General features: G+C 42.3%; 10 protein-coding genes. 9 read left to right on the top strand and 1 reads right to left on the bottom strand.

The window, feature by feature from the left end; translation table 11 throughout:
* Positions 1-81: 81 nt before the first annotated feature.
* Complete coding sequence (locus BWR56_RS06515; protein WP_049506146.1) at positions 82-921, top strand: thymidylate synthase; 840 nt, start codon at positions 82-84, stop codon at positions 919-921.
* Positions 922-963: 42 nt separating this feature from the next.
* On the opposite strand, the gene BWR56_RS06510 is transcribed toward BWR56_RS06515, so the two are convergent.
* Positions 964-1134, bottom strand: coding sequence for a DUF3042 family protein (locus BWR56_RS06510; protein ID WP_001051782.1), 171 nt, complete (start codon positions 1132-1134; stop codon positions 964-966).
* Between the two features lie 120 nt (positions 1135-1254).
* Between BWR56_RS06510 and miaA the strand changes: the two genes are divergently transcribed.
* The 8 genes from miaA to BWR56_RS06470 all read left to right on the top strand — a co-directional run bounded on the left by miaA (position 1255) and on the right by BWR56_RS06470 (position 18972).
* Complete coding sequence (gene miaA, locus BWR56_RS06505; protein WP_049506144.1) at positions 1255-2139, top strand: tRNA (adenosine(37)-N6)-dimethylallyltransferase MiaA; 885 nt, start codon at positions 1255-1257, stop codon at positions 2137-2139.
* A complete protein-coding gene (gene hflX, locus BWR56_RS06500; RefSeq protein WP_049506142.1) occupies positions 2132-3370 on the top strand; it encodes a GTPase HflX in 1239 nt (412 codons plus the stop codon). The genes miaA and hflX overlap by 8 nt, the downstream gene beginning before the upstream one ends.
* Positions 3363-3986, top strand: coding sequence for a cystathionine beta-lyase (locus tag BWR56_RS06495; RefSeq protein WP_049506140.1), 624 nt, complete (start codon positions 3363-3365; stop codon positions 3984-3986). Before hflX ends, BWR56_RS06495 begins: the two co-directional genes overlap by 8 nt.
* 14 nt (positions 3987-4000) lie before the next feature.
* A complete protein-coding gene (gene rnz, locus BWR56_RS06490; protein WP_049506138.1) occupies positions 4001-4930 on the top strand; it encodes a ribonuclease Z in 930 nt (309 codons plus the stop codon).
* Positions 4931-4959: 29 nt separating this feature from the next.
* Positions 4960-5451: a DUF7832 domain-containing protein gene (locus BWR56_RS06485; protein WP_049506136.1), complete on the top strand. Its 492-nt coding sequence runs from the start codon at positions 4960-4962 to the stop codon at positions 5449-5451.
* A 27-nt stretch (positions 5452-5478) separates the two neighbouring features.
* Positions 5479-6234 carry an SDR family NAD(P)-dependent oxidoreductase gene (locus BWR56_RS06480; protein ID WP_049506134.1) on the top strand — a complete coding sequence of 252 codons (756 nt, stop codon included), beginning with the start codon at positions 5479-5481 and terminating at the stop codon, positions 6232-6234.
* Positions 6235-6486: 252 nt separating this feature from the next.
* On the top strand, positions 6487-13725 hold the full coding sequence (bgaA, locus tag BWR56_RS06475) for an LPXTG-anchored adhesin/beta-galactosidase BgaA (RefSeq protein WP_071851144.1): 7239 nt from the start codon (positions 6487-6489) through the stop codon (positions 13723-13725).
* 453 nt (positions 13726-14178) lie between these two features.
* Entirely contained in the window at positions 14179-18972 is a 4794-nt protein-coding gene (locus BWR56_RS06470) for a SpaA isopeptide-forming pilin-related protein (RefSeq protein WP_076984679.1), read from the top strand.
* Positions 18973-19082 lie beyond the last annotated feature (110 nt).

Below are 19082 nucleotides of genomic sequence, written 5' to 3'. Positions count from 1 at the left end.
AACACTACTTTAAAGCCAGTGATTTTCCTCCTTTCTTTTTTTATGCTATACTAGTTAGGACAATAAATGAGGTGAGAGTAAATGACAAAAGCTGATACGATTTTTAAAGAAAATATTGAACGAATCCTCAAAGACGGTGTCTTTTCTGAACAAGCACGTCCCAAGTACAAGGATGGGACTGTTGCCAACTCCAAGTACGTAACTGGTGCCTTTGCCGAGTATGACTTGGCTAAGGGGGAATTTCCCATTACAACCTTGCGTCCGATTGCAATCAAATCCGCCATCAAGGAAGTGCTCTGGATCTACCAAGATCAGTCTAATTGCCTAGAAGTGCTAAATAGCAAGTACAATGTTCACTACTGGAATGACTGGGAAGTGGGAGATACAGGAACCATTGGTGAGCGCTACGGTGCAGTTGTTAAGAAACACGACATCATCAATAAGATTCTCAAACAATTGGAAGAAAATCCTTGGAACCGCCGCAATATTATCTCTCTCTGGGATTACCAAGCTTTTGAAGAGACAGACGGCCTCCTTCCATGCGCCTTTCAGACCATGTTTGATGTCCGTCGAGTAGATGGAGAAATCTATCTGGATGCGACCTTGACCCAGCGTTCGAATGATATGTTGGTGGCCCACCACATTAACGCTATGCAGTATGTGGCTCTTCAAATGATGATTGCCAAGCATTTCGGCTGGAAGGTTGGGAAGTTTTTCTATTTTATCAACAACCTTCATATCTATGATAATCAGTTTGAACAAGCTCAGGAATTGCTCCGTCGTGAGCCGTCAAACTGCCAACCACGCTTGGTTTTAAATGTTCCTGATGGGACTAATTTCTTTGATATCAAAGCGGAAGACTTTGAGTTAGTTGACTATGATCCAGTCAAGCCACAACTGAAGTTTGATTTGGCCATTTAAGAAAATAAAAAGAAGTTGAGATTTCTCAACTTCTTTTGTTGCTTAATGTGATACGCGGCGGCGAGCTGCTTTTTTGCGGTTTTCTTCGATGAAAGCTGCTTTTTGCTCTTCTGGCTCAATCACTTTCTTTTTAATTGCGTATACTGCACCTGCAACAGCAGCGACAGTTCCTGCGACACCTGTTACAAGACCTTTAGCGAATCCTTTAGCCATGAGTCTTCCTCCTTTATCTTCCCGATCAGCCAGGCTCCCCAAGTGGTAGCATTTTTCTGACTGACCTTTTTGTGATATAATAATAGTAACGAAAAAATGGAAATTTTTCAAGGAAAAAAGATGAAAACAAAAATAATTGTGATTGTTGGACCGACCGCTGTTGGGAAGACAGCCCTTGCTATTGAAGTAGCCAAGCGCTTTGGTGGAGAGGTGGTCAGTGGTGACAGTCAGCAAGTATACAGAGGGTTGAATATTGGGACGGCCAAGGCTAGCCCAGAGGAGCAAGCAGCTGTTCCTCATCATTTGATTGATGTCAGAGAGGTGACCGAGTCTTACTCGGCTTTTGATTTTGTTTCAGAAGCTAAGAAGGCTATTGAGGATATTCAAAGCCGTGGCAAGCTAGCCATTATCGCTGGTGGAACTGGACTTTATATCCAGAGCTTGCTTGAAGGCTATCATCTAGGTGGGGAAACACCTCATGAGGAGATTGTAGCTTATCGGGCTAGTTTGGAGCCTTATTCAGATGAGGAATTAGCCCATCTTGTGGAGCAAGCAGGTCTTGAAATTCCCCAGTTTAATCGTCGTCGTGCCATGCGTGCCTTGGAAATTGCCCATTTTGGTCAGGATTTGGAAAATCAGGAAAGTCCTTATGAAGCTTTGATTATTTGCTTGGATGATGAACGCAGTCAGCTTTATGAACGTATCAACCGTCGAGTAGATCTGATGTTTGAGGCTGGACTTTTGGATGAGGCTAAGTGGCTTTTTGACTATTATCCAGATGTGCAGGCTGCTAAAGGCATTGGCTACAAGGAACTCTTCCCTTATTTTCGAGGAGAGCAAACTCTTGAGGAAGCAAGCGAGAGTCTCAAACAGGCGACCCGCCGTTTTGCTAAGCGTCAGTTGACCTGGTTCCGTAATCGCATGCAGGTGACCTTTTATCAGATAGGAGAGTCTGGTGTGAAGGAGCGCATTCTAAGCCAGATTGAGGAGTTTTTACATGATTGAAACGGAGAAAAAAGAGGAGCGAGTTCTGCTGATTGGTGTGGAATTACAGGGCATGGACAATTTTGACCTCTCTATGGAAGAATTGGCCAGTCTAGCCAAGACAGCTGGGGCAGTCGTAGTCGATAGCTACAGGCAAAAACGGGAAAAGTATGACTCCAAGACCTTTGTCGGTTCTGGTAAGTTGGAAGAGATTGCGCGGATGGTTGATGCAGAAGAAATTACCACAGTCATTGTCAATAACCGCTTAACTCCACGGCAAAATGTCAATCTAGAAGAAGTTCTGGGTGTCAAGGTGATTGACCGTATGCAGTTGATTTTGGATATCTTTGCCATGCGGGCTCGTAGCCACGAAGGGAAACTTCAAGTGCATTTGGCCCAGCTTAAGTACCTCTTACCTCGCTTGGTTGGTCAGGGAATTATGCTCAGCCGTCAGGCAGGGGGAATTGGTTCTCGTGGTCCAGGTGAGAGTCAGTTGGAACTGAACCGACGTAGTGTTCGCAATCAAATCACAGATATCGAGCGTCAGCTCAAGGTGGTTGAGAAAAATCGGGCCACAGTCAGAGAAAAACGCTTGGAGTCAAGTACCTTTAAGATTGGTTTGATTGGTTACACCAATGCTGGGAAATCAACCATCATGAACACCTTGACCAGTAAGACCCAGTATGAAGCAGACGAGCTCTTTGCGACCCTGGATGCGACGACCAAGAGCATCCATCTAGGGGGTAATCTTCAGGTTACCTTGACTGATACGGTTGGGTTTATCCAAGATTTGCCAACAGAATTGGTGTCCAGTTTTAAGTCAACCTTGGAAGAAAGCAAGCATGTGGATCTACTAGTTCATGTCATCGATGCCAGCAATCCTTACCACGAGGAGCATGAGAAAACAGTCCTCTCCATCATGAAAGACTTGAATATGGAGGATATTCCTCGTTTGACCCTTTATAATAAAGCGGATTTGGTTGAGGATTTCACGCCGACTCAAACGCCTTATGCCCTCATTTCTGCCAAGTCTGAGGATAGTCGTGAGCAGTTGCAAGCATTGTTTTTGGAGAAGATCAAGAATATTTTTGAAGTCTTTACCCTGCGCGTGCCTTTTTCAAAATCCTACAAGATTCATGATTTGGAAAGTGTGGCGATTCTTGAAGATTTTGACTACCAAGATGATGGAGAAGTGATTACAGGCTACATTTCCGAGAAAAATAAATGGAGGTTAGAGGAATTTTATGACTGATATTAAAACCTTGGCTCTAAAATATGGGGGCTATACAAGTCTGGATAAGGTCTATCTGGATCAGCTTCTAGCTGGCAAAACAGAGCAGGAGCAGTTAGCTCTCATCACACCTCCTCCGAGTGTAGTCAATGCCTACTTTGCAGAACTTTATCAGAAAAAGAGTCCTGAAGCTGCGACGGATTACTTTGCAGAACTCAGTCAGGAACTGAACCTCTACAATGCTGAGCCAAGTTTCACCTTTGAAAATAAGCCTTTTATTCGTCTTAATTTATCTGGCAAATCTTTTGGATTTTGCTATGAGAGTAAGGGTCTGGGGCGGATCTTCTCTGAAAATGAAGAGGTAATCTCGGATGACTTGCTCTTTGAAATTGCGCAAATTTTCCCTCATCAACTCGTCTTTGAAGAATCTGGAAAGATTTACATGAAGGCTGTCGGAGATGAGAAAGTTGTTAGTGTGGAGAGTCTCACAGCTTTGACTGATTTGGAAAGTTTGGCAGATGGTCGCAAACGACTCAAAGGCTACAGTCAAGAGGATTTACTGCAAGAAGCTGTTGCTTTTTCTGGCAGTCGCTATTTCCGATCGGAAAATCGCACAGCCATGTTATATATTGATTAATTAGAAAGTATCGAATGGATATTCAATTTTTAGGAACAGGGGCTGGTCAGCCCTCTAAAGCCCGCAACGTTTCAAGTCTCGCATTGAAACTCTTGGACGAGATTAACGAAGTCTGGCTCTTTGACTGTGGAGAAGGAACGCAAAATCGCATTCTGGAAACCACGATTCGACCACGGAAGGTCAGCAAAATCTTTATCACCCACCTGCATGGAGATCATATCTTTGGCTTGCCAGGATTCCTTTCTAGCCGTGCTTTTCAAGCTAATGAAGAGCAGACAGATTTGGACATTTATGGACCACAAGGGATCAAGTCATTTGTCTTAACCAGCCTTCGTGTGTCGGGTTCTCGTCTGCCTTATCGCATTCATTTTCATGAGTTTGACCAAGATTCTCTAGGGAAAATCCTTGAGACCGATAAATTCACAGTGTATGCAGAGGAGCTGGACCACACTATTTTCTGTGTCGGTTACCGTGTCATGCAAAAGGATTTAGAAGGAACCTTGGATGCTGAAAGACTTAGGGCTGCTGGTGTTCCATTTGGTCCGCTTTTTGGAAAAATCAAAAACGGTCAGGACGTTGTTCTAGAAGACGGAACTGAAATCAAAGCTGCTGACTATATCTCAGCGCCACGTCCAGGTAAGATTATCACCATTCTGGGCGACACCCGAAAAACCAATGCCAGTGTGCGTCTAGCTGTCAATGCAGATGTTCTTGTCCATGAGTCGACTTATGGCAAGGGAGATGAAAAAATTGCTCGCAATCACGGTCACTCAACCAATATGCAGGCAGCACAAGTAGCGGCTGAAGCAGGTGCCAAACGCCTCCTACTAAATCATATCAGTGCTCGTTTCCTCTCAAAAGATATCAGCCAGCTCAAGAAAGATGCAGCAACTGTTTTTGAGAATGTCCATGTGGTCAAAGATCTGGAAGAGGTTGAGTTATAATGTTTCAGGTTCATTAAGAGGGAAATAAGATGACTGTTGAAAATCGTTTATTGGATAAAGCAGATTGGTATTTTGAAAATGCATTAACCAACTACTTGCACAGCTATCAATTACAAAAAGAAGAGCTAACTCAAAAAGATTATCGGGAGATTTATCGTTGGGCTGCGAATCATATCGGTTTTTTCGTTACTTGGCTCATCCAGCATGATGCCAAAGAAATGATGTCTCCTGATGAAGAAACGGTATTCCAAAGTATAAAAAAAGAGCAAACTTTGGGTGTTGATTATCTTTTAGACTGGTACGATGGTAAACTGGGAACGATGGATATTACAAAGGATTTTCAGGCTTTTGTAAATGACTATTATGAACATCAGTATATGGATGATTATTCCGAATTTGTAGTCAATGACTTGTATGACTTGCCTTTAGAATTTTTAGGTAGCTGGGAGGATTATCATCTGTTTGCTCCTGTCATTGATCAAGCCTATGCTCATTATTTAGCTGGAAAAAGATTTCATTAATTGACCAAAACTTTGAAAGGAATAGAGATGCGCACCATCATCATCACTGGGGCTAGCGGTGGCTTAGCCCAAGAAATGGTCAAACTCTTGCCAAATGACCAACTCATCTTACTAGGTAGAAACAAGGAAAAATTAGCTCAACTCTACGGAAATCAACCTAATGTGGAATGGATTGAAATCGACATTACTGATGACTCAGCCATAGAAGCTCTGGTAGCTGACCTCTATCTCCGTTATGGCAAGATTGATGTCTTGATTAACAACGCTGGTTACGGGATTTTTGAGGAATTTGACCAGATTTCTGATCAAGACATTCATCAGATGTTTGAGGTCAATACCTTTGCTCTGATGAATCTGTCTCGTCGTCTTGGAGCTCGCATGAAAGAAAATCGAAAAGGCCATATCATCAATATCGTCAGCATGGCAGGTTTGATAGCGACTAGCAAGTCCAGTCTCTATTCGGCGACCAAGTTTGCGTCTATTGGATTTTCAAACGCTTTGCGCCTCGAACTGATGCCCTATGGTGTCTATCTAACGACGGTTAATCCAGGACCGATTCGTACTGCCTTTTTTGACCAGGCAGACCCAGATGGGACCTACCTCAAGTCGGTTGACCGCTTTCTCTTAGAACCAGATGCAGTCGCTAGAAAGATTGTCAGAATCATAGGAAAAAACAAACGGGAACTCAATCTCCCAGTTTTGTTGAACCTAGCCCATAAGTTTTATACCCTCTTTCCCAAGTTAGCTGATAAGTTGGCAGGGGAGACTTTTAATTATAAGTAAAAAAGTTCCTTACAAAAGGAACTTTTTTTATACTATTTAACTGAGTGTCAAAAATTTGTTTGTTTTTTTGTTCTAAATCTACATTCACTTTTTTCGAATCTTCTACAAATTTTAGAAAAAACAATCAAAAATATGATTTTTTGTGTTTAGGATATTGAAAATTCCTATATTATTTTATAAAATAAGGGTAAAAGGCTATGAAAAAGTAATACGCTTACAAGAAAATGGAAGCGGTTACTAAAGGAGGACTTTATGGAAAAAGGCCATTGGAATCGTAAAAGAGTCTACAGCATTCGTAAGTTTGCCGTAGGCGCTTGCTCTGTCATGATTGGAACCTGTGCGGTTCTATTTGGAGGAAGTGTCATTGGAGAATCACCAGTTTTCGCGGATGAAACTCCTATCACCCACACTGTGGAACAAGCAAAAGAGGAAAGTCCGGCAGTGGTGGAAAAAGAAAATCAAGCTGTAGCAGAGCACAAGGATGCTGCAAGTGTCGATCAAAGTCAAGCCACTCCAATTGAAGCAAGCAAACCCGAGAAGAAAGAAGAGGAACCTGTAGCTCCAAAAGAGGAGAAGGCGTCTCTAAAACCTGAAGAAACAGATCCAAAGGTAGAATCTCAAGCTTCAAGTCAGGAAAAGCCTGTCAAGGAAGAGTTGAAAGCTGCGACAAATGAAGAAGTGAATCAAATGATTGAAGATAGAAAAGTGGATTTTAATCAAAATTGGCACTTTAAACTCAATGCGAATCCTAAAGAAGCTGTGAAATCAGATGCCGATGTATCAACATGGCAAAAATTGGATCTCCCACACGATTGGAGTATCTTTAACGATTTTGACCATCAGTCACCTGCCCAAAACGAGGGTGGACAGCTCAATGGTGGTGAAGCTTGGTATCGCAAGACCTTTAAACTTGATGAAAAAGATCTCAAGAAAAATGTTCGTGTCACCTTTGATGGTGTCTACATGGATTCTCAAGTCTATGTCAATGGCCAGTTAGTGGGGCATTATCCAAATGGTTATAACCAGTTCTCATACGATATCACCAAATACCTTCACAAAGATGGTCGTGAGAATGTGATTGCTGTCCATGCGGTTAACAAACAGCCAAGTAGCCGTTGGTACTCAGGTAGTGGTATCTACCGTGATGTAACCTTGCAAGTGACTGATAAGGTTCATGTTGAAAAAAATGGAACAACTATCTTAACACCAAAACTAGAACAACAGCAACATGGTAAGGTTGAAACTCATGTAGCCAGCAGAATTGTCAATACAGACGATAAAGACCATGAACTAGTGGCAGAGTATCAAATCGTTGAACGTGGTGGTCAGGCTGTAACAGGCTTGGTTCGTACAGCGAGCCGTACCTTGAAAGCACATGAGTCAACAAGTCTTTATGCGATTTTAGAAGTTGAACAACCAAAACTCTGGACAGTTTTAAATGATAAACCTGCCTTGTACGAATTGATTACGCGTGTTTACCGTGACGGTCAATTGGTTGATGCTAAGAAAGATTTGTTTGGTTACCGTTACTATCATTGGACTCCAAATGAAGGATTCTCTTTGAATGGTGAACGCATTAAATTCCATGGTGTTTCCTTGCACCATGACCACGGAGCGCTTGGAGCAGAAGAAAATTATAAAGCAGAATACCGTCGTCTCAAACAAATGAAGGAGATGGGCGTTAACTCCATCCGTACAACTCATAACCCTGCAAGTCCACAGACATTGCAAATCGCAGCAGAACTTGGTTTGCTGGTTCAGGAAGAGGCTTTTGATACGTGGTATGGTGGCAAGAAACCATATGACTACGGACGTTTCTTTGAAAAAGATGCCACTCACCCAGAAGCTAGAAAAGGTGAAAAATGGTCTGACTACGATCTTCGTACCATGGTCGAAAGAGATAAAAATAACCCAGCTGTCTTCATGTGGTCTATCGGAAACGAAATCGGTGAAGCCAATGGTAATGCTCATTCTCTTGCAACGGTTAAACGCTTAGTAAAAGTGATTAAAGATGTTGATACTACACGTTATGTTACCATGGGAGCAGATAAGTTCCGCTTTGGTGATGGTAGCGGTGATCATGAGAAAATTGCTAATGAACTGGATGCAGTTGGTTTCAACTATTCAGAAGATAACTACAAGAAACTTCGTGCGAAACATCCAAACTGGTTGATTTACGGTTCTGAAACATCTTCAGCTACCCGTACACGTGGAAGTTACTATCGCCCTGAACAGGAATTGAAACATAGTAACGGACCTGAGCGTCATTACGAACAGTCTGACTATGGTAATGACCGAGTTGGCTGGGGTAAAACGGCAACAGATTCATGGACGTTTGACCGTGACAACGCTGGCTATGCTGGACAGTTTATCTGGACAGGTACGGACTATATCGGTGAACCTACACCATGGCACAACCAAAACCAAACTCCCGTTAAGAGCTCTTACTTTGGTATCGTAGATACAGCCGGTATTCCAAAACATGACTTCTACCTCTACCAAAGTCAATGGGTTTCTGTCAAGAAGAAACCAATGGTGCACCTCCTTCCTCACTGGAACTGGGAGAATAGAGACTTGGCCTCTAAAGTAGAAGATGCACAAGGAAAGATTCCAGTTCGCGCTTACTCTAATGCTGCAAGTGTTGAATTGTTCTTGAACGGTCAATCTCTCGGTGTTAAAAAGTTCAACAAAAAACAAACTAGTGATGGTCGTACCTACCAAGAAGGTGCCAATGCTAAGGAACTCTATCTTGAGTGGAAGGTTGCTTACCAACCAGGTACCTTAGAAGCAGTAGCTCGTGATGAAGCTGGTAAAGAAATTGCACGTGACAAGATTACCACTGCAGGTCAACCTGCAGGTGTTCGTCTCATCAAGGAAGAACACGCAATCGCTGCAGATGGAAAAGACTTGACTTACATCTACTATGAAATCGTAGACAGTGAAGGAAATGTGGTACCAACTGCTAATAATCTGGTTCGCTTCCAATTACATGGCCAAGGTCAACTTGTCGGTGTAGATAATGGGGAACAAGCCAGCCGTGAACGCTACAAGGCACAACCAGATGGTTCTTGGATTCGCAGAGCCTTTAACGGTAAAGGGGTTGCCATTGTTAAATCAACTGAGCAAGCAGGTAAATTCACACTGACAGCTCATTCAGATCTCTTGAAATCGGACCAAGTCACTGTCTTTACAGGTAAGAAAGAAGGACAAGAAAAGACTGTTTTAGGTACAGAAGTACCAAAAGTACGTACTGTTATTGAGAAAGAGCCAAAAATGCCGAAGACAGTCGGTTTTATCTACAGTGATGGCAGTCGTGAAAAACGTCCAGTCACTTGGTCTTCAGTTGATGTGAGCCAAGCAGGAGTTGTGACTGTTAAAGGTATGGCAGACGGACGCGAAGTTGAGGCCCGTGTCGAAATTCTAGCAATCGCAAATGAGCTTCCAACTGTTAAGCGTGTTGCTCCAGGAACAGACTTGAGCGCTGTTGACAAATACGTTTCTATTGCTGTTACGGATGGAAGCGTACAAGAATACGAAGTTGATAAGTGGGAGATTGCGGAAGCAGATAAAGCTAAACTGTCAGTTGCAGGATCACGTATTCAAATGACTGGTCAACTGGGTGGTGAGACTATTCACGCTACCCTTGTGGTAGAAGAAGGTAATCCTGCGGCTCCTGCAGTACCAAATGTAACTGTTGGTGGCGAATCTGTCACTGGTCTTACTACTCAAAATCCAATGCAATATCGAACTCTTGCTTACGGTGCATCCTTGCCAGAAGTTGTAGCAAGTGCTGAAAATGCAGCTGTTACTGTAGTCCAAGCAAGTGCAGCAAACGGCATGCGTGCAAGCATCTATGTTCAACCAAAAGATGGTGGACCTCTTCAAACCTATGCAATTCAATTCCTTGAAGAAGCACCGAAAATTGACCACTTGAGCTTACAAGTAGAGCAAGTTGACGGTCTTAAAGAAGACCAAACAGTGAAATTGTCTGTACTCGCTCACTATCAAGACGGAACACAAGCAGTTTTACCAGCTGATAAAGTAACCTTCTCTACAAGTGGTGAAGGGGAAGTCGCGGTTCGTAAAGGAATGCTTGAGTTACATAAGCCAGGAGCAGTCACTCTGAAAGCGGAATATGAGGGAGCTAAAGGCCAAGTTGAACTCACTATCCAAGCCAATACTGAGACGAAGGTTGCGCAATCGATCCGTCCAGTAAATGTAGTGACAGACTTGCATCAAGAACCTACTCTTCCAACAACAGTAACGGTTGAGTATGACAAAGGTTTCCCTAAAACTCATAAAGTCACTTGGCAAGCTATTCCAAAAGAAAAACTCGATCACTATCAAACCTTTGAAGTTCTAGGTAAAGTTGAAGGACTTGACCTTGAGGCGCGTGCAAAAGTCTCTGTAGAAGGCATCGTTTCAGTTGAAGAAGTCAGTGTGACGACCCCAATCGCAGAAGCGCCTCAATTACCAGAAAGCGTTCGTACCTACGATTCAAATGGTCACGTTTCATCAGCTAAGGTTACTTGGGATGCGATTCAATCTGACCAATACGCCAAGGAAGGTGTCTTTACAGTTAATGGTCGTCTAGAAGGTACGCAATTAACAACTAAACTTCATGTTCGCGTATCTGCTCAAACTGAGCAGGGTGCAAATATTTCTGACCAATGGACCGGTTCAGAATTGCCACTGGCCTTTGCTTCAGACTCAAATCCAACTGATCCTGTTTCAAATGTCAACGATAAATTGATTTCCTTTAATGATCGCCCAGCTAACCGTTGGACAAACTGGAACCGTAGTAATCCAGAAGCTTCAGTTGGTGTCCTATTCGGAGATTCAGGTATTTTGAGCAAACGTTCAGTTGATAATCTAAGTGTCGGATTCCACGAAGACCACGGAGTTGGTGTACCGAAGTCTTATGTGATTGAATATTATGTCGGTAAGACCGTTCCAACAGCCCCTAAAAACCCTAGCTTTGTAGGTGAGGAAAACCATGCCTTTAATGATCCTGCAAACTGGAAAGAGGTAAGCAATCTCAAAGCACCAGCTCAATTAAAAGCTGGAGAAATGAATCATTTCAGCTTTGACAAGGTTGAAACCTATGCGGTTCGCATTCGTATGGTTCGACTTGATAGCAAGAAAGGAACGTCTATCACAGAAGTACAAATTTTTGCGAAACAAGTCGCAGCAGCTAAACAAGGACAAACGAGAATCCAAGTTTACGGTAAAGACTTAGCGAACTTCAACCCTGATTTGACAGACTACTACCTTGAGTCTGTAGATGGAAAAGTTCCTGCAGTAACAGCAAGTGTTAGCAACAATGGTCTCGCTACCGTCGTTCCAAGTGTTCGTGAAGGAGAGCCAGTCCGTGTCATCGCGAAAGCTGAAAATGGCGACATCCTAGGAGAATACCGTCTACACTTTACAAGCAATAAAGATTTGCTCTCTCGTAAACCAGTTGCTGCGGTCAAACAAGCTCGCTTGCTACAAGTAGGACAACCACTTGAATTGCCAACTAAGGTTCCGGTTTACTTCACAGGTAAAGACGGTTACGAAACAAAAGACTTGGCAGTTGAATGGGAAGAAGTTCCAGCAGAAAATCTGACAAAAGCAGGTCAATTTACCGTTCGAGGTCGTGTCCTTGGTAGTGATCTTGTTGCTGAGTTCACTGTACGAGTGACAGACAAACTTGGTGAAGCTCTTTCAAATAACCCAGAGTATGATGAAAATAGTAACCGCGCCTTTGCTTCAGCCACTAACGACATTGATAGAAACTCCCATGACCGTGTGGACTATCTCAATGACGGAAATCATTCAGAAAATCGTCGTTGGACAAACTGGTCTCCAACACCATCTTCTAATCCAGAAGTATCAGCAGGTGTGATCTTCCGTGAAAATGGTAAGATTGTAGAACGGACTGTAGCGCAAGCCAAACTTCATTTCTTTGCAGATAGTGGTACAGATGCACCATCTAAACTCGTTTTGGAACGTTATATTGGCCCAGAGTTTGAAGTGCCAACCTACTATTCAAACTACCAAGCCTACGATGCAGCCCATCCATTCAACAATCCAGAAAATTGGGAAGCTGTTCCTTATCGTGCGGATAAAGACATCGCAGCTGGTGATGAAATCAACGTAACATTTAAAGCTGTCAAAGCCAAAGCCATGAGATGGCGTATGGAGCGTAAAGCAGACAAGAGCGGTGTTGCGATGATTGAGATGACCTTCCTTGCACCAAGTGAATTGCCTCAAGAAAGTACCCAATCAAAGATTCTTGTCGATGGAAAAGAGCTTCCTGACCTCGCTGAAGATCGTCAAGACTACCAAATCACCTATAAAGGTCAACGTCCAAAAGTCTCAGTCGAAGAAAGTAATCAAGTAGCTTCAACAGTTGTAGATAGCGGAGACGATAGCCTTCCAGTACTTGTTCGCCTTGTTTCAGAAAGTGGAAAACAAGTCAAGGAATACCGTATTCAGTTGACTAAGGAAAAACCAGTTTCTGAGAAGACTGTTGCTGCTGTACAAGAAGATCTTCCAAAACTCGAATTTGTTGAAAAAGATTTGGCCTATAAGACAGTTGAGAAAAAGGATTCAACACTGTATCTAGGTGAAACTCGTGTAGAACAAGAAGGAAAAGTTGGTAAGGAACGGATCTTCACAGCGGTTAATCCTAGTGGAAGTAAGGAAGAAAAACTTCGCGAAGTGGTAGAGGCTCCGACAGACCGCATCGTCTTGGTCGGAACAAAACCAGGAACCTCTCTTCCAGAAGACGAAGTGAAGAACCTTGTCCTCGACAGACCCGAACTTATAGTCGAAGAAGAAATCATTGACTTCAAGGTTCAGGAGCGTAAGTCTGATAAGTTGTACCTAGGAGAAACTCGTGTCCTACAAGAAGGTCAAAAAGGTATTCGTCTTCACTTGATTGAAGTGGAAAATGGAAAACGTCAGCTTAAAGAAACTTACGATAAAGTCGCTGCTCAAGATCGTATAGTAGAAGTTGGCACTAAACCAGGAACTTCTCTTCCAGAAGATGAAGTGAAGAACCTAGTCCTTAACAGACCAGAACTTGTAATCGAAGAAGAAACAATTGATTTCAAGGTTCAGGAACAAAAGAATGATCAGCTTCCAGCGGGTCAAACTCGTGTTCTCCAAGAAGGTCAAAAAGGTATCCGTGTTCACTTGATCGAAGTTGAAAATGGCAAGCGAACTGAAAAAGAAAGCTATGATAAAGTCATGGCTCAAGATCGCATTGTAGAAGTTGGTACGGCTAGTGAAACAACTAAACCAGTACCTCAAGAATCTACAAAACCACAAGTATCAGAAAAAGCAGATACAAAAGAAATTGCTTCAAGTGAAGCTAGTCAAGCTCAAGAAGAACAGTTACCAAATACAGGAAGTGCAGAAAGTCAAGCAGCCCTAGCAGCAGGCCTAGCTCTTCTTGGTTTGAGTGCAGGTCTAGTGGCCACTAAAGGCAAAAAAGAAGACTAGAATGAATCAGTATTTCTTCTAATTGTATCTCAGAAAGACCAGGGAAACCTGGTCTTTTTAATAGGTAGAAGCATTCTCTCTAGAACAATTTAACGTTTATGAAATCAGATAACCAAAATGATAAAAACACTATCTGGTATCGAAAACAAGGTGAACTTATTTTTTAAAAAATAGCGGTAAAATATACCAGTTTCTGTTTCGATGATAGGAGAAAACGATACAATAAATTGATGGGGAATTCGATAAGAAAATATGAATTTTAAATAGTAAAATAAATTTTAAAAAATGTTTGATGTTTCTAGCCTTTTTTTAAATAGTATGATAAAATATGAAAGTAATGTAGCTATCAATTTTTACTTGAAAAAGGGAAATGGTGATTAGTTGGGGACAATCAATTAGTTTACAATTACATTGTACATTTACAATTGAATATTATTAAGAAAGGAAGATTCAATGAACAAGAAAATAAGATCTTGGATTCAGATTCTTATTCTTTGTTTGGGAGTTATTCTCCAATCGTTTGCCCCTCTGACGCAAGTACATGCGACAGAGTATAATGATGTTATCACTAGTGTTGGTGTTGAAAACAGATCTGGTGAAGCTTTAACGCAAGGGTTGGATATTTGGCAAGAATTCCGTCTTACTGCAGATTTTGTTTTGCCAGATAATACGGTGCATGAAGGTGATACAACAACACTTCAATTGCCATCAGAGATTACATTTTCAAACTCTTCAGACATTGAATTACGAGATGCTTCTAACAATCTTGTAGCTACTGGTCGTTTAGATGCAGCTAGCAAAACAATTACTCTCACTTATACAAAATTTGTTGAGAATAATTCTGGCGTTAGGGGGAAATTCTTTGTCTATGTCCGAGTTGACCATGACGTTGTTTCAGAAGAAAAAGACGTTGATGTTAACGTTACAGTAGGCCATAGAGTTCTATTTGCAGGGAAAATCCGTTATAACGGCCCTCCAGGGAAATACGACTCTAAAATTGAAAAGAGTTCCTTCCAATACAAGGATGACGAGAAAAATGTAATCCGTTATAACATTACTGTAAACCGCAATATGGCGAACTACAGTGATGTCACTATCAAAGATGCTTTCTCTTCTCCAAATATGATATTCCTACCAGATACTTTTCGTATTTATAAAGTAAACTGGAGCTGGAATAACGGAGACTGGAAATGGTCCGATGCTCAGGATATGACTGAAACCTTTAAAAACCAACTAGTGGTAAATGCGAATAGTGATGGTTTCACCCTTCCTTTAGGAGATACTAATGGTTTTGGTTATATGATCGAGTATCGAGCTAAAGCGAATTACGATCTTGTTGATGGAGAGGAAATTACGAACGTAGCTAACATGAGTTACAATGGTAGTGAGAATGAACAATCAACTAGCACGCGTATTTACCAGATTGCAGGTGGTGTTGCGGAAGGATATGTTTTCACCATTAAAATTCATAAGGTAGACGAAGCAGGCCAACCTTTACAAGGTGCAGTTTTTGAAGTGATTCGTGATCGTAACCAAGCCGTTGTTGGACGATTGACAACAGATTCTGATGGTAACGCTAGTGTAGGCAAATTGTTGCGAGACAACTATACAATTCGTGAAGTAACTGCTCCTCTTGGCTATGACAAATTAACTGAAGATATTAAAATTTCTCCAGATGAGTTTGGTTCAGACAAATCAGTAGAACGTCGAATTGAAAATAAGAAGACACCTCCGAAGACACCAACTGAGAAAGAGATTACTTTCAAAAAGGTGGATCCAAATGGAAAAGAAATTCCAGGAGCGGAACTGAAAATCTATAGTGGAGATCGTGTAAGACCAGAAGCTCCACCTGTAGCAGACTGGACAACAGAAGCTAATACTTCTAAAGTGATTAAATTAGCTCCTGGTACCTATACTCTAACAGAGTCCGTTGCTCCAGATGGGTATCAGTATGTTGATGATGTTACCTTCACGGTCAATGCTGATGGTTCTATTACAATTGTCAAAAAAGGTACAACAGATACTGTCGTAACAACTGGTTCTGTTTTGTCAATCACTGACAAAGAAGATACAACTCCAAAGGCGATTACCTTCAGTAAGGTAAACCTTGGAGGAAATGAAATCGCTGGTGCACAGATTAAGATCTACAAGGGCGAAAAAGCTGAAGGTACAGCCGTAGAAAGCTGGACTTCAACTGACCAACCTAAGCAATTGAATCTTGAACCTGGTATCTACACTTTCCATGAGGAAGCAGCCCCAACTGGCTACCTCAAAGTAACGGATATCACTTTCCAAGTTAAACCTAACGGTACTGTTGAAGTGACAAAAGTAGGTGAAAAAGATTCTAAAGGTGAAGACAATCGTGTTGTAGCCCAAAATTCAACTCTGACAGTTACTGATAAAGATGACGATGTAGCTCGTAAAATCACGTTCAGTAAAATTAGTCTTGGTGGGGTTGAAATCGCAGGAGCACAAATCAAGATCTTCAAAGGCGATAAGGCAGAAGGTACAGCTGTAGAAAGCTGGACTTCAGAAGCTGGTAAGTCTAAAGAATTGAACTTGGCCCCAGGTACTTACACCTTCCATGAGGAAGCAGCCCCAACTGGATACCTCAAAGTAACGGATATCACTTTCCAAGTTAACTATGATGGAACAGTTAAAGTGACGAATGTTGGTACTAAGGATGCTAAAGGCGAGGACAATACAGTCGTAACCGATGGTTCAACAATCAAAGTCACTGATAAAGATGATGATAGTCCACGTAAGATTACCTTCAGTAAGGTTAGCCTTGGTGGTACAGAAATCGCAGGAGCACAAATCAAGATCTACAAGGGCGATAAGGCAGAAGGTACAGCTGTAGAAAGCTGGACTTCAGAAGCTGGTAAGTCTAAAGACTTGAATTTGTCTCCAGGCACTTACACCTTCCATGAGGAGGCCGCTCCAACAGGCTACCTCAAAATAACCGACATCACTTTCCAAGTCAAACATGATGGCACAGTGGAAGTGACCAACGTTGGTGAGAAAGACTCTAAAGGTGAAGAAAACAAAGTCGTTACCAACGGCTCAACTGTAACTATAACCGATAAAGACGATGACCTTCCACGTAAGATTACCTTCAGCAAGGTTAGCCTTGGTGGAACAGAAATCGCAGGCGCTCAAATCAAGATCTTCAAAGGCGATAAGGCAGAAGGTACAGCTGTAGAAAGCTGGACTTCAGAAGCTGGTAAGTCTAAAGATCTCAACTTGGCCCCAGGTACTTACACCTTCCATGAGGAAGCAGCTCCAACCGGTTACCTCAAAGTAACGGACATCACTTTCCAAGTCAAACATGATGGCACAGTGGAAGTGACCAACGTTGGTGAGAAAGACTCTAAGGGTGAAGAAAACAAAGTCGTAACCAATGGCTCAACTGTTACAGTAACGGATAAAGACGATGATAGTCCAAAAGCTATTACTTTCAGTAAAGTTAACCTTGGTGGTACAGAAATCGCAGGCGCTCAAATCAAGATCTACAAGGGCGACAAGGCAGAAGGCACAGCCGTAGAAAGCTGGACTTCAGAAGCTGGTAAGTCTAAAGATCTTAACTTGGCTCCAGGTACTTACACCTTCCATGAGGAAGCAGCTCCAACCGGTTACCTCAAAGTAACGGACATCACTTTCCAAGTCAAACATGATGGCACAGTGGAAGTGACAAACGTTGGTGAGAAAGACTCTAAGGGTGAAGAAAACAAAGTTGCCACAAACGGTTCAACTGTAACTGTAACTGATAAAGATGATGACCTACCACGTAAGATTACCTTCAGCAAGGTTAGCCTTGGTGGAACAGAAATCGCAGGCGCTCAAATCAAGATCTACAAGGGCGACAAGGCAGAAGGCACAGCCGTAGAAAGCTGGACTTCAGAAGCTGGTAAGTCTAAAGATCTTAACTTGGCTCCAGGTACTTACACCTTCCATGAGGAAGCAGCTCCAACCGGTTACCTCAAAGTAACGGACATCACTTTCCAAGTCAAACATGATGGCACAGTGGAAGTGACAAACGTTGGTGAGAAAGACTCTAAGGGTGAAGAAAACAAAGTTGCCACAAACGGTTCAACTGTAACTGTAACTGATAAAGATGATGACCTACCACGTAAGATTACCTTCAGCAAGGTAAATCTAGCGGGTGAAGAAATCGCGGGTGCTCAAATCAAGATCTACAAGGGCGATAAGGCAGAAGGCACAGCCGTAGAAAGCTGGACATCTGAAGCTGGTAAGTCTAAAGATCTCAACTTGGCCCCAGGTACTTACACCTTCCATGAGGAAGCAGCTCCAACCGGTTACCTCAAAGTAACGGACATCACTTTCCAAGTCAAACATGATGGCACAGTGGAAGTGACAAACGTTGGTGAGAAAGACTCTAAGGGTGAAGAAAACAAAGTTGCCACAAACGGTTCAACTGTAACTGTAACTGATAAAGATGATGACCTTCCACGTAAGATTACCTTTAGCAAGGTTAGCCTTGGTGGAACAGAAATCGCAGGCGCTCAAATCAAGATCTACAAGGGCGACAAGGCAGAAGGCACAGCCGTAGAAAGCTGGACTTCAGAAGCTGGTAAGTCTAAAGATCTTAACTTGGCTCCAGGTACTTACACCTTCCATGAGGAAGCAGCCCCAACTGGATACCTCAAAGTAACGGACATCACTTTCCAAGTCAAACATGATGGCACAGTGGAAGTGACAAATGTTGGTGAAAAAGACTCTAAAGGTGAAGAAAACAAAGTTGCCACAAACGGTTCAACTGTAACTGTAACTGATAAAGATGATGACCTTCCACGTAAGATCACCTTCAGCAAGGTAAATCTAGCGGGTGAAGAAATCGCGGGTGCAAAAATCCAAATTTTCCGTGGAGAAAAAGTTGCAGGTAGTCCTGTGGCTGAATGGACTTCAAAAGCCAATCAATCACATGTACTTGATTTGACTCCAGGAGTATATACTTTCCATGAAGAAGCCGCTCCAACTGGATACTTAGCAGTAACAGATATTACATTCCAAGTTAACTACGACGGAACTGTAACAGTGGTAAATGCTAGTGGAAATCAGGTTGAGTTTAAGGATGGTAAGTTAGTAGTAACGGACCAAACTGAACCAGAAAATCCTAACCTACCAAACACTGGAAGTGAATCTGGACAAGCTGCATTAGCAGCAGGTTTAGCTCTTCTAGCTTTAGGTGCAGGTCTTGTAGCAACTAAACGAAGAAAAGAAGACTAATCTCATTTAGTAGCCAATAAGTACAGTAAAGAAAGATCAGGGATAACCCCCTGGTCTTTTTTCTATGATTCAGAATAATGAAATATGATAAATTAAACTATTTACCAGTA

The sequence above is a fragment of the Streptococcus oralis genome (assembly GCF_001983955.1).
In the GTDB taxonomy this organism is placed as follows: domain Bacteria; phylum Bacillota; class Bacilli; order Lactobacillales; family Streptococcaceae; genus Streptococcus; species Streptococcus jiangnanensis.
This window is presented reverse-complemented; position numbering and strand designations above follow the sequence as displayed.

Bases quoted from the DNA above. Each gene is read 5' to 3' on its own strand.
- bgaA (WP_071851144.1), top strand. From the start codon at position 6,487: ATGGAAAAAGGCCATTGGAATCGTAAAAGAGTCTACAGCATTCGTAAG.
- BWR56_RS06515 (WP_049506146.1), top strand. From the start codon at position 82: ATGACAAAAGCTGATACGATTTTTAAAGAAAATATTGAACGAATCCTC.
- hflX (WP_049506142.1), top strand. From the start codon at position 2,132: ATGATTGAAACGGAGAAAAAAGAGGAGCGAGTTCTGCTGATTGGTGTG.
- BWR56_RS06510 (WP_001051782.1), bottom strand. From the start codon at position 1,134: ATGGCTAAAGGATTCGCTAAAGGTCTTGTAACAGGTGTCGCAGGAACT.
- miaA (WP_049506144.1), top strand. From the start codon at position 1,255: ATGAAAACAAAAATAATTGTGATTGTTGGACCGACCGCTGTTGGGAAG.
- BWR56_RS06485 (WP_049506136.1), top strand. From the start codon at position 4,960: ATGACTGTTGAAAATCGTTTATTGGATAAAGCAGATTGGTATTTTGAA.
- BWR56_RS06470 (WP_076984679.1), top strand. From the start codon at position 14,179: ATGAACAAGAAAATAAGATCTTGGATTCAGATTCTTATTCTTTGTTTG.
- BWR56_RS06480 (WP_049506134.1), top strand. From the start codon at position 5,479: ATGCGCACCATCATCATCACTGGGGCTAGCGGTGGCTTAGCCCAAGAA.
- BWR56_RS06495 (WP_049506140.1), top strand. From the start codon at position 3,363: ATGACTGATATTAAAACCTTGGCTCTAAAATATGGGGGCTATACAAGT.
- rnz (WP_049506138.1), top strand. From the start codon at position 4,001: ATGGATATTCAATTTTTAGGAACAGGGGCTGGTCAGCCCTCTAAAGCC.